This window comes from Achromobacter animicus, assembly GCF_902859585.1.
Classification (GTDB): domain Bacteria; phylum Pseudomonadota; class Gammaproteobacteria; order Burkholderiales; family Burkholderiaceae_B; genus Achromobacter; species Achromobacter animicus.
Genome location: NZ_CADIJM010000030.1, coordinates 1 through 11458 on the forward strand (window position 1 = coordinate 1; position 11458 = coordinate 11458).

Annotated in this window: 12 protein-coding genes and 1 pseudogene; 12 read left to right on the top strand and 1 reads right to left on the bottom strand. The window is 67.6% G+C overall.

The window, feature by feature from the left end; genetic code table 11:
* The 3 genes from fliK to HV681_RS27485 all read left to right on the top strand — a co-directional run.
* Positions 1 to 763, top strand: a 763-nt coding sequence (gene fliK, locus HV681_RS27475; protein WP_254595080.1) for a flagellar hook-length control protein FliK, incomplete at its 5' end; no start/stop codon positions are given.
* Entirely contained in the window at positions 763 to 1089 is a 327-nt protein-coding gene (locus HV681_RS27480) for an EscU/YscU/HrcU family type III secretion system export apparatus switch protein (RefSeq protein ID WP_175126254.1), read from the top strand. The genes fliK and HV681_RS27480, both read left to right, overlap by 1 nt.
* 14 nt (positions 1090 to 1103) lie before the next feature.
* Positions 1104 to 1907, top strand: coding sequence for a flagellar brake protein (locus tag HV681_RS27485; protein ID WP_175126264.1), 804 nt, complete (start codon positions 1104 to 1106; stop codon positions 1905 to 1907).
* A gap of 89 nt (positions 1908 to 1996) precedes the next feature.
* On the opposite strand, the gene fliE is transcribed toward HV681_RS27485, so the two are convergent.
* Entirely contained in the window at positions 1997 to 2329 is a 333-nt protein-coding gene (gene fliE, locus HV681_RS27490) for a flagellar hook-basal body complex protein FliE (protein WP_175126255.1), read from the bottom strand.
* 331 nt (positions 2330 to 2660) lie between these two features.
* On the opposite strand from fliE, the gene fliF reads away from it, so the two are divergent.
* The 9 genes and pseudogenes from fliF to HV681_RS27535 form a co-directional block, all read left to right on the top strand.
* Positions 2661 to 4337, top strand: coding sequence for a flagellar basal-body MS-ring/collar protein FliF (gene fliF, locus HV681_RS27495; RefSeq protein ID WP_175126256.1), 1677 nt, complete (start codon positions 2661 to 2663; stop codon positions 4335 to 4337).
* Entirely contained in the window at positions 4327 to 5337 is a 1011-nt protein-coding gene (gene fliG, locus HV681_RS27500; protein WP_175126257.1) for a flagellar motor switch protein FliG, read from the top strand. The genes fliF and fliG overlap by 11 nt, the downstream gene beginning before the upstream one ends.
* The gene (gene fliH, locus HV681_RS27505) at positions 5330 to 6073 is read left to right on the top strand and encodes a flagellar assembly protein FliH (protein ID WP_175126258.1); all 744 of its coding nucleotides are present in this window, start codon (positions 5330 to 5332) and stop codon (positions 6071 to 6073) included. The genes fliG and fliH overlap by 8 nt, the downstream gene beginning before the upstream one ends.
* Before the next feature lie 86 nt (positions 6074 to 6159).
* Entirely contained in the window at positions 6160 to 7587 is a 1428-nt protein-coding gene (gene fliI, locus HV681_RS27510) for a flagellar protein export ATPase FliI (protein ID WP_056318674.1), read from the top strand.
* Entirely contained in the window at positions 7580 to 8032 is a 453-nt protein-coding gene (gene fliJ / locus HV681_RS27515) for a flagellar export protein FliJ (RefSeq protein WP_175126259.1), read from the top strand. The genes fliI and fliJ overlap by 8 nt, the downstream gene beginning before the upstream one ends.
* Positions 8033 to 8056: 24 nt before the next feature.
* Positions 8057 to 9442, top strand: a complete 1386-nt coding sequence (locus HV681_RS27520) for a flagellar hook-length control protein FliK (RefSeq protein ID WP_175126260.1) — start codon at positions 8057 to 8059, stop codon at positions 9440 to 9442.
* A gap of 169 nt (positions 9443 to 9611) precedes the next feature.
* On the top strand, positions 9612 to 10256 hold the full coding sequence (gene fliL, locus HV681_RS27525) for a flagellar basal body-associated protein FliL (RefSeq protein ID WP_175126261.1): 645 nt from the start codon (positions 9612 to 9614) through the stop codon (positions 10254 to 10256).
* Positions 10257 to 10258: 2 nt separating this feature from the next.
* On the top strand, positions 10259 to 11266 hold the full coding sequence (fliM, locus tag HV681_RS27530) for a flagellar motor switch protein FliM (protein ID WP_175126262.1): 1008 nt from the start codon (positions 10259 to 10261) through the stop codon (positions 11264 to 11266).
* A pseudogene (locus HV681_RS27535) lies at positions 11259 to 11458 on the top strand (flagellar motor switch protein FliN); the annotation flags it as partial. The gene fliM and the pseudogene HV681_RS27535, both read left to right, overlap by 8 nt.

Genomic DNA, 11458 nt, shown 5'->3' on the forward strand with positions numbered 1-11458 from the left:
CAACGCCAAGCCGGGCGCCGGGCACCCGGCGGGCCAGGCCGGTGCCGCGAAAGGGGCCGAAGCCGCAACGCATGCCTCGCTGGCCGCAGGCGGCCCGTCCGCCCGCGCGCTGGGCCAGGCGTTGCGCACTGCCCTGCAGACCAGCGGGCTCTTTTACGAATCGCACCTGACCGACATGGTCTTCGGGCGCAAGAACCCGGCCACACTGGAAAACGAACCCCAGGCCAGGATGTCGCGCGACACCGCCGCGCACGCCAGCACCCAGGCGCGCAGCCGCGGCGAAGCCGCCGGCGCCAGCCGCTCGGGTGCCGGCGCGGATGCGCCCTCGGCCTCGGGAACGTCGTCTTCATCATCCACGCCCGGCGCGCCGATCACCGGCATCCATCAGGATCTGACCGTGCTGGTGCGCCAGCAACTGGACGTGCTGGCCAACCAGACACTGAACTGGCAAGGCGAAGCCTGGCCCGGCACCCCGATGGAGTGGGAAGTCGAGCGCGACCCCTACGGCGAGGACCGCGAATCGGCCGTGCCGACCTGGGCCACGCGCGTGAAGCTGGACCTGCCGCGCCTGGGCCTGGTCGACGCCCGCCTGAACCTGGCCGGAGACCAGATCGTGCTGCAGCTGATTGCGCCGCACAGCGCGGCCGAGATCAACGATTCGTCGGACATGCTACGCTCGCGCCTGTTGGCCGCCGGGCTGACCCTGAGCAATCTGACCGTGAACGTGGTTGAACCCCGTCTCGTCATCCCCAACGATTTCTGATGAACACCCCTCCCTCCCCCGCGGACGCCGGCCCGAACGCCAACCGTAACGCGGCGGTCGCCATTTCGTACGACGAAAGCGACGGCGCGCCGCGCGTGGTCGCCAAGGGCTATGGCCAGTTGGCGGACACGATCGTCCGGGCGGCCGAGGAAAACGGGCTGTACGTGCACGAATCGCGCGAACTGGTGGGTCTGCTCATGCAGGTCGACCTGGACGCACATATTCCTCCCCAACTCTATGTCGCGGTGGCAGAATTGCTCGCCTGGCTGTACCGCCTGGAATCGCGCGACATCCCCCAGGCCGCGCGGCCCGAAATCTCTACCTAAGGACGATCACCGTGTTGGATGCCGCCGATCCGGAATTCCTGCTGACCCGGCCGGAAGACATGCGCTCAGCGCTCTTCGAGCTGACGCACCCCGACAGCCACATCCTGGTGCGCGACGCCGCGGACCGGGAGATCGCCGTGCTGATCCTGGGCGCCGACAAGCAGACCCGCCAGTTCTTCTGGCGGCCGCGCGACTACGACGGCGCGGACTTTGAACAGTCCGACAGCATGGGTCTGCTCAGCGGCACGACCTTCCACTTCAATGCCACCGCCTATGGCGGCGTGCAGATCCGCTTCCGCATCCAGCGCCCGGAAGTCATCCATTTCGATGACGGCAGCGCGGCGCTGATGTCGCCCTTCCCTGATCGCCTTGCCCGCATCCAGCGCCGCAGGATGTTCCGCGCCTCGATGATCTCCAGCGCCAGCCGCTGTCTGGCCACGTGGCAACCGGCGCCCGCGGACAAGCCCGTGGGCTTTACCGTGCGCGACATCTCGGTGGACGGCGTGGGCTTGCGCGTGGGTCTGGCGGTGGGCGAGCTGCCCGAGCGCGGCGCGGTGATGGAAGACGTTGAGCTGGATTTCGGCGAACTTGGCAAACTGAGCGCCGACCTGGAAGTGCGCAACATCTATCCGGTATCGGGGCAGCCCATGGCCTCGGCCGAAGGCAGCAGCGACGGCGAAGCGCCCAAGCACGTGTCGCTGACGGGCGAGCCGCCGGTCAGCCATGTGGGCGCGCTGTTCATGAACCTGAACGCGCGCCAGGAGAACTGGCTGCAGCAGGTGGTGTGGCGCCTGGAGAAAGGCGCGCAGCGCAACTGACGGCGCGCTGCCGGAAGGCGCAACCCAAAGGACGCGACTGAAACGCAAAAGGCCTTCCCGCGGGAAGGCCTTTGTACAAGTCGTGGGCCTTACACGGCCATCGACGAGATTTCCTTGTAGGCCGCCACCAGCTTGTTGCGCACCTGGACAGCCGTCTGGAAGCCAAGGCTTGCCTTCTGCAGGTCGATCATGACGTCGTTCAAGGAAATATCGGGAGCGCCCAGCTCGAAGGCCTTGGCCTGATTGCTGGCCGCGTTCTGCGCGGCGGTCACGCGACGGATGGAGCGCTGCAGTTCCGCGGCAAAACCGTCGGGTTGCGCCACGGCGTCGCCGGCGCCCAGATTACCGGTCTCCGCCTTGCTCACGACCGCGCGCATCTGCTGGAGCATGCCTTCGATGCCGGACAAGCCTGATACAGCCATTACCTATTCCTTGCTGGTGGGGGATTACGCCAAAGTGCACACGCAGCGTAACGCCGATCGGACCGGTCCATAGCCGACAAGAACCGCCAAAAAACCCGACATTTCAACGAATGCGGACACCCCTTGCCGGGGATACGGCCCCGCTTTGCGCCTCGTCATCGACATAGGGCTTAAGTAACGCCAAAAAACGGCTGTTTTCATCGATTGGGATTGCTGTCTCAGGGGCAATAATCCACGCTCTCCCCAGACCAGAAGCACGTTGCATGTGTAATCGGCCCTACCCAGACATGAAGTCATTTTCCCTGCTCCGCGAAGCCAGCGGGAGCCGTCAATGAATCAGCAGGCTACCCTGAGCTCGTCGCTTCTGGCCAAGTTCCCCGTGCTGGAACGGGTCCGTGCGCTTCCCAAGCCCGTCCTGATCGGCGCCGCCGCAGCCCTCGTCGCGGTGATCGTCGCCGTGGCCATGTGGAGCAGCGAACCGAAATACAAGGTGCTGTTCTCGAACCTGGACGACCGCGATGGCGGCGCCATCGTGACCGCCCTGGGCTCGATGAACGTGCCCTACCGCTACAACGAAAACGGCACCGCGCTGCTCGTGCCGGCCGACCGCGTCTATGACGCCCGGCTGCAGCTTGCATCGCAAGGCTTGCCGCGCGGCGGTTCCGTCGGCTTCGAGCTGATGGACAACGCCCGCTTCGGCGCCAGCCAGTTTGCCGAACAGATCAACTACCAGCGCGGTCTGGAGGGCGAGCTGGCCCGTTCGATCGAAGCCATGCACACCGTGCAGCACGCCCGCGTCCACCTGGCCATGCCGCGCCAGTCGCTGTTCGTGCGCGAGCGCCAGGCGCCCACCGCCTCCGTGCTGCTGAACCTGTACCCGGGCCGCAGCCTGAGCGACGCCCAGGTCTCCGCGATCTCGTGGCTGGTGGCTTCCAGCGTGCCGGAACTGACCGCCGAAAGCGTGTCCATCGTCGACCAGAACGGCCGCCTGCTGTCCTCCCCGCTGGGTGAAGGCCGCGGCATGGACGCCGATCAGCTTCGCTTCGTGCGCGAGATCGAGCAGCGTACCGTCGAACGCATCCTCACCATCCTGAATCCCCTGGTCGGCCCCGGCAACGTGCACGCCCAGGCCACGGCGGACGTCGACTTCTCGCGCCGCGAGGAAACGTCCGAGGTCTATCGTCCCAACCAGGAACCTGGCCAGGCCGCCGTGCGCAGCCAGCAGACCAGCGATTCCACGCAGCGCGGCGTCGGCCCCGCTCAGGGCGTGCCCGGCGCGCTGTCGAACCAGGCCCCCGCCAACGCGCAGGCGCCCATCGCCAATCCGCCGCAGCAACAGCCGCCCCGTCCCGGCCAGCCGCCGCAGGCCAACGCGCAGCAGCAGCAACAACAGCAGCAACAGACCGGCACCCAGGCTGCCGCCGCCAACCTGAACGAACGCCGCGACGCGACGACGAACTACGAAGTCGACCGCACCATCAGCCACATCAAGCAGCCGACGGGCAACCTCAAGCGCATGTCGGTGGCCGTGGTCGTGAACTACGTGCGCGACAAGGACGGCGAATTGCAGGCCCTGCCGCCCGAGGAACTGAACAAGCTGACCAACCTGGTGCGCGAAGCCATGGGCTATTCCGAAGGCCGCGGCGACTCGCTCAACCTGGTCAACAGCCAGTTCAACGACGGCCCGCCGCCCCTGCCGATGTGGCGCGATCCGGAAATGATCTCGCTGTTCAAGACGATCCTGCTCTGGCTGGTCGGTGGCGTCCTGGCCCTGTGGCTGTACCGCAAGATTCGCCGCTCGGTCACCGAGTACCTGTACCCGCCGGTGGATCCGGAGCAGGCCGAAGCCGAGCGCGCCGAAGCCGCCCGCGAAGCGCAGGACCTGGCCCGCGCCAAGGAAACCGACCGCTATCAGGACAACCTTGAGCGCGCACGCACCATGGCCAACAAGGATCCGCGCGCCGTCGCGATGGTCCTGCGCACCTGGATGACCAAAGATGAAAAATGATTCCCTGCCGATGGACGGCATGACGCGCAGCGCCGTCCTGATGATGTCGCTGGGCGAAGACGCCGCGGCTGAAGTGTTCAAGTACCTGAGCGCCCGAGAAGTCCAGCAGGTCGGCGCCGCGATGGCCAGCCTGAAACAGGTCACGCGCAACGACGTCGCCGTCGTGCTGGAGGAGTTCCGCCTGGAAGCCGACCAGTTCATGGCCGTGACGCTGGGCTCGGACGACTACATCCGCAGCGTGCTGACCAAGGCGCTGGGCAGCGATCGCGCCGCCGGCCTGATCGAAGACATTCTGGAAGCCGGCGACGGCGGCAGCGGCATCGATGCGCTGAACTGGCTGGATCCGAACACCGTGGCCGAACTGATCGGCGACGAGCACCCGCAGATCATCGCGACCATCCTGGTTCACCTGGAGCGCGACCGCGCGGCCGGCGTGCTGGCCCTGCTGACCGACCGCTTGCGCAACGACGTGATGCTGCGTATCGCCACGTTCGGCGGCGTGCAGCCGGCGGCGCTGTCCGAGCTGACGGAAGTGCTGAATTCCGTGCTGGCCGGCCAGGGCGCCAAGCGCAGCAAGATGGGCGGCGTGCGCACCGCGGCCGAGATCCTGAACATGATGAACTCGACGCAGGAAGAGACCGTGGTCGCCAGCCTGCGCGAACGCGACAACGACCTGGCGCAGAAGATCATCGACGAGATGTTCGTCTTCGACAACCTGCTCGACGTCGAGGACCGCGCCATCCAGCTCATCCTCAAGGAAATCGACAACGACACGCTCATGGTCGCGCTCAAGGGCGCCCAGGAAGAGCTGCGCGCCAAGTTCCTGCGCAACATGTCCAGCCGTGCGGCCGAAATGCTGCGCGAGGACCTGGAAGCCCAGGGTCCGATCCGCATGTCGAAGGTCGAGACCGAACAGAAGAAGATCCTGCAGATCGCGCGCCGCCTCGCGGAAAGCGGCCAGATCGTGCTGGGCAATTCCGGAGACGACGCGTATGTCTGAAGCGGACAACGGCGCGGCGACGCTCATCTCGCGCAGCGCCGCCTGGCGTCGCTGGCAGATGCTGTCGTTCGACGAGCCGGCGCCCGTCGAAGTCGAACCCGAGCCCGAACCCGATCCGGGTCCCGATCCCGCCGTGGTGATGGCGCAGTTGCGCGCCCAGGCCATCGCGGAAGGTCACGAAGAAGGCTTGGCGCGCGGTCACGCCGCGGGCATGGAAGCCGGCCAGCAGGCGGGCTACGAGGCCGGCCTTGCCGCCGGCCGCGAAGCCGGTCATGCGGAAGGCCTAGCCCAGGGTCGCGAACAGGGCGCCGCCGAAGCGCAACGCCTGCACACGCTGGTCGAAGCCTGCGCGGTGTCGATTGGCGCGCTGGAAGAAAAGATGGGCCAGAGCCTCTTGACGCTGGCCCTGGACATCGCCCAGCAAGTGGTCCGCACCACCCTCGCGGAACAGCCCGAGACAGTGGTGAACGCAGTTCGCGACGTTCTGCACATCAATCCGACGGCCGGCGGCCAGATGCGCCTGTGGGCCAATCCGGAGGATATCGAACTGATCCGCCTGCACCTGGCCGACGAACTGAAAGAAGGCCATTGGCGCGTGCTGGCCGATGAATCCATCCTGCGCGGCGGCTGCCGTGCCGAGACGCCGTTCGGCGACATCGACGCCACCCTGCAGACCCGCTGGCGCCGCGTGGCCGCCTCGCTCGGCCGCAACGCAACCTGGGAGGAGCCGGTGTGAACGGCAATCCGGCCTCCGAGCAATCCGGCCAGGCGCCCCTCGCGGGCGCCGCAGCCGCTTCCGCGGCGGCCAAGCCGACCGCGCCCGTGCTCGACCGCTGGCAGACGCAGCTTGAGATCGGCTCGATCCGCGCGGCGTCCACCGATCCGTGGCTGGTCAGCGGCAAGATCACGCGGGCCACGGGCCTGGTGCTGCACGCCACCGGCCTGCGCCTGCCCGTCGGCGCCGCCGCCCGTATCGAGATCGCGCGCGGCCATGACCATTGGGCCGACGCCGAAGTCGTGGGTTTTGACGGCCACACGCTGTACCTGATGCCGCAGGCCGATATTTCCGGCCTGCCGCCCGGCGCGCGCGTCGTGCCCGGCGAACCGCCCGTGCAGCGCCAGATTCCGCTGCCGCGCAAGGCCGAACTGAACGGCAACGCCAAGCCCCAGCTTGGCCGCCACCTGCCCGTCGGCAACGCGCTGCTTGGCCGCGTGCTGGATGGCGCCGGCCGCCCGCTGGACGGACTGGGTCCGCTGACGGGCGCCGAACTGGCCCCCCTGTCCGCCCAGCCGATCAACCCGCTGTCGCGCGCGCCCATCGATACGGTGCTGGACACCGGCGTGCGCGCCATCAACGGTCTGCTGACCGTCGGCCGCGGCCAGCGCATGGGTCTGTTCGCAGGATCCGGCGTGGGTAAATCGGTGCTGCTGGGCATGATGGCCCGCTACACCAAGGCCGACGTCATCGTCGTCGGACTGATCGGCGAGCGGGGCCGCGAAGTCAAGGAATTCATCGAGCACAACCTGGGTCCCGAAGGCCTGGCGCGCTCGGTCGTCGTGGCCGCACCGGCCGACGTGTCGGCGCTGCTGCGCCTGCAGGGCGCCGCCTATGCGACGCGCCTGGCCGAGCATTTCCGTGACCAGGGCCTGGACGTGCTGCTGATCATGGACTCGCTGACCCGCTACGCAATGGCGCAACGGGAAATCGCGCTGGCCATCGGCGAACCGCCCGCCACCAAGGGCTATCCGCCGTCGGTGTTTGCCAAGCTGCCCACGCTGGTGGAACGCGCGGGCATGGGCGCGCCCGGTCCCTCCGGCAAGGCCGGGTCCATCACGGCGTTCTATACCGTGCTGGCCGAAGGCGACGACCAGCAGGACCCGATCGCCGACTCGGCGCGCGCCATTCTGGACGGTCACGTCGTGCTGTCGCGGCACCTGGCCGAATCGGGTCACTACCCCGCCATCGACATCGAAGCGTCGATCTCGCGGGCAATGACTTCGCTCATCACGCCGCAGCAGTTCTCGATCGTGCGCCGCTTCAAGCAAAGCCTGTCGCGCTACCAGCGCAATCGCGACCTCATCGCCGTCGGCGCCTACGCCGCCGGCAACGACCCGCAGCTGGACGACGCCATCGCGCGCTACCCGCGCCTGGAAGCCTTCCTGCAGCAGGACATCGGCGAGAACGTCGGCTACGAAGACGCCGTCAATCAATTGCGAGCCAGTTTCGAATCACGGGACACCTATGCCTAGCCAACTGCCTCTGGACATGCTGATCAACCTGGCCAAGGAGAGCACGGACGAAGCCGCGCGCCTGCTGGGCCGGCTGACCGCCGAACGCAGCAATGCGCAGCGCCAGCTTTCCATGCTGCACGACTACCGCCAGGACTACCTCGAGCGCCTTCAGACGGCGATGACGAGCGGCATGGCGGCCAGCGACTGCCACAACTATCAGCGCTTCATCGGCACGCTGGACGACGCGATCGGCCAGCAGCAAGGCGTGCTGCGCCAGGCCGAGGAAAACCTGTCCAAGGGCCAACTCTACTGGCAGCAGGAAAAGCGCAAGCTCAACTCCTACGATGCCCTGGCGCAGCGCGAGCAGCGCGCCCAGGCCCTCGTGGAATCGCGCCGCGAACAGCGCGCCAACGACGAATACTCCGCCCGCCTGGTCCAGCGCCAGGCCAGCGGCATGCATTAAGCAGTTCCTCACAGGAAGCCCCAGATGACCGCTCCCCTGCCCTTGACCTTGCTCGCACCGGCCGCCCCGGCGTCGCCCAACGACGCGCTCGGCGCCAAACCGGCTGCCGCAAACAAGAAAGATAAAGGCCCCTCGTTTTCGGACGTGCTGGCGCAAAAGCGTCCGGCGCAGCAGCAGCCCAACCAGTCCGCCGACGCACGGCCCGCGAACGGCAACAGCAAGACGCCGTCCAAGGACGGCAAAGCCAGCGATCCGGCCAGCACGGCCGAAGGCGCAGCCGCCGGCGCCATCAATGATGCGGTGCAGACCGCCGCCCAGGCCGAGGCCGGCGCGCTCGCCGTCGCCGCACAACAGCCGGTGGCCGCCTCTGACCTGCCGCAACAGGCATTGGAGATTGCGGCCCAGGCCGCCGAGCAGGTGCAGCTCGCGCGCGGCAATGCGGCTGCCACCGCCACCGCCATGAATCAGGGCGCCGCCGTGCTGACGGCCGCGCTGAACGCCGCCGACACGCTGGCGCCGCAGGCAGCTCAGCAGACACCGGCAGCCGCGACCGCCGGTCAGGCGCAGGCCGCCGCCGCGCAGATCGCTCGCGAAGCCGAAGCCGCGCTGCCGGTCGTCACTGCCGCCGTCAAGCCGGGCTCCGCGCCGGTTGCCCAGGCGTCCGTCGACGCCAAGGCAACGGTCAAGGCCGACGCCCCGAAGGCCGCCCTGGACCTGCCGCTGCCGCGCGTCGCGCGCGACGTGCCCGCCGACCAGAAGGACGCCGCTCCGGCGCTGCCCGCCCACGTTGCCGACGAAGAGCAGCCCGACCTGCTGGCCGGCTCGGCCCCGCAATTCCAGGCGCCGCAGCATGGCGCCAATCCGCAGGAAGCGCTGGCCCACGCGCTGGCCGCCGCCGCGCAACGCCAGGCGCTGCCGGTCGTCAACCAGGCCGCCATAGCGCAGCCCATCGTTCCCGTCGTCATGCAAGTGGCCACGCCGGTCGGTGCCACCCACTGGGGCACCGAACTTGGCCAGCAGATGGTCATGATGAGCAACAACGTGCGCCAGGGCATGCAGACCGCCGAACTGCGGCTGGATCCGCCGGACCTCGGTCCGCTGCGCGTCAGCCTGAACCTGGCGGACGGCGTGGCCAGCGCCTCGTTCGTGTCGGCGCATGCGTCGGTACGCCAGGCGATCGAAGTCGCCATTCCGCAGTTGCAGCAGGCGCTCGCCCAGGCCGGCATTTCGCTGGGCCAGACCAGCGTGGGTGAACAAGCCGCGCAGCAGGAATTCGCGCAACAGAACGGCAACGGCTCGCAGCGTCAGCAAGGCGGCGGCGTCGCCGTGGCGGACAGCGGGCCAGATGCCGCGCAGCCCGCAGTGACGGCGTCGCGCAACGCCAACGCATTGGTCGACACGTTCGCGTAATGATCCGGCGGCCCGTGTCCGGCAACGGATGCGGGCAGTGCAGCAATAGCTTGAGATACGCGGCTTTCGCCCTGTTTTTCGCCTCCAAGCGGCGGCGTGAATTCGGGCAGAATGCTTTCATCCACTAAGAATCCGTTTTCACCAGCGGCAAACACGCATCGAACTCCAGATGGCGACAATCAAACCCATTCCCGCGCCGGCGCGCGACGCGAAGTCCTCCGGCGGCATTGGCCGCATCCTTCGGCCGCTGCTGGCGATCCTGGTGCTGCTGCTGGTTGCCGCGGCCAGCGCCGGCGCGACCTGGTTCATCACGCAGCGTCTGCAGCAACCGCAAGGCGGCGCTCCGGTGCAGCTTGGCGTGGGCCAGGTGCCTGGCGGCCAACCCGGCCAGCCGGGTCAGCCCGGTCAGGCCGGCGGTGTGCAAGGCCAGCCCGGCCAAGGCCCGCAGGCCACGCCGACGACCTTCGTCGCGCCGTCTGCCACCCCGATCGCCGTGCCCGCGCCGATCTTCGTGCCGATCGAAGCCTTCACCGTCACGCTGCAGAACGCGGACACGGAACGCATCATGCACGTCGGCCTGACCCTGCGCGTGAGCGACGAACAGACCCGCACGCGCCTGGAAAAGTACATGCCCGAAGTGCGCAGCCGCATCCTGATGGTGCTGTCGTCGCAATCGCCCACCGCGGTGCAGACGCAGCAAGGCAAGACCGACATGATCACGGCCATCAAGCAGGCGGTGAACCGCCCCTTCTCGCCCCTGCCTGACGGCCAGTACGTGACCGACGTGCTGTTCACGGCGTTCGTGGTGCAATAAGCATGGCCTACGAGGCATTTCTTTCGCAGGACGAAGTCGATGCGCTGCTAGCCGGCGTCACCGGCGAGAGCGATAGTAAAAAGGAATCCGACGGCCAGAACGGCGGTGCGCGTGCCTACGACCTGAGCTCGCCAGAGCGTGTCGTGCGCCGCCGCATGCAGACGCTGGAGCTCATCAACGAGCGGTTTGCGCGCAACATGCGCAACGTGCTGTTGAACTTCATGCGCCGCAGTGCCGACATCACCGTCGGCTCGATCAAGATCCAGAAGTACGCGGACTTCGAGCGCAACCTGCCGGTTCCCAGCAATCTGAACATGATTCAGATGAAGCCGCTGCGCGGCACGGCGCTTTTTACGTACGACCCGAACCTGGTGTTCCTGGTCATCGACAGCCTGTTCGGCGGCGATGGCCGCTACCACACGCGCGTCGAAGGCCGGGACTTCACCACCACCGAACAGCGCATCATCCGGCGCCTGCTCAACCTGACCCTGGAAAGCTACGGCAAGTCCTGGGATCCCGTCTACCCGATCGAGTTCGAATACGTCCGCTCGGAGATGCACACCAAGTTCGCCAGCATCACCGGCAACAACGAAGTGGTGGTGGTCTCCTCGTTCCACATCGAATTCGGCGCGACCGGCGGCGACCTGAACATCTGCCTGCCCTACTCCATGATCGAGCCGGTGCGCGATCTGCTGACGCGCCCGCTGCAGGAAACGACGCTCGAAGAAGTGGATCAGCGCTGGTCGCAGCAGCTTTCCCGCCAGGTGCGCAGCGCGGACATCGACGTGGTCGCGGAATTTGCCCGCATCCCGTCGTCGATCCGCGAACTGATGAGCCTGAAGGTCGGCGACGTCCTTCCGGTCGACGTGCCTGAAACCGTCATCGCCCACGTCGACGGCGTGCCGCTGATGGAATGCGGCTACGGCGTCTTCAACGGCCAATACGCCTTGCGCGTACAAAACCTGTTTACCCACGATACAGAACCCAACGAGGCCTCTGACCATGACTGACAAGAACGAGCCCGGCACTGGCTCGTCCCCGGCCGACGACTGGGCCGACGCGCTCGCCGAACAATCCCGCGCCAACCCGCCCACGCAAGCCGACGGTCTGAAGCCGCAGGACGACTGGGCCGCCGCGATGGCCGAACAGGCTGCCGCGCCCGCTGCGCCCGCTGCCGCGGCGCCCGCCGCCGCTCCTGCCCC

Excerpts from the sequence above, each read along its gene's own strand:
- fliL (WP_175126261.1), top strand. The coding sequence starts at position 9,612 with ATGGCGACAATCAAACCCATTCCCGCGCCGGCGCGCGACGCGAAGTCC.
- fliG (WP_175126257.1), top strand. The coding sequence starts at position 4,327 with ATGAAAAATGATTCCCTGCCGATGGACGGCATGACGCGCAGCGCCGTC.
- HV681_RS27480 (WP_175126254.1), top strand. The coding sequence starts at position 763 with ATGAACACCCCTCCCTCCCCCGCGGACGCCGGCCCGAACGCCAACCGT.
- fliJ (WP_175126259.1), top strand. The coding sequence starts at position 7,580 with ATGCCTAGCCAACTGCCTCTGGACATGCTGATCAACCTGGCCAAGGAG.
- fliE (WP_175126255.1), bottom strand. The coding sequence starts at position 2,329 with ATGGCTGTATCAGGCTTGTCCGGCATCGAAGGCATGCTCCAGCAGATG.
- fliF (WP_175126256.1), top strand. The coding sequence starts at position 2,661 with ATGAATCAGCAGGCTACCCTGAGCTCGTCGCTTCTGGCCAAGTTCCCC.
- HV681_RS27520 (WP_175126260.1), top strand. The coding sequence starts at position 8,057 with ATGACCGCTCCCCTGCCCTTGACCTTGCTCGCACCGGCCGCCCCGGCG.
- fliH (WP_175126258.1), top strand. The coding sequence starts at position 5,330 with ATGTCTGAAGCGGACAACGGCGCGGCGACGCTCATCTCGCGCAGCGCC.
- fliM (WP_175126262.1), top strand. The coding sequence starts at position 10,259 with ATGGCCTACGAGGCATTTCTTTCGCAGGACGAAGTCGATGCGCTGCTA.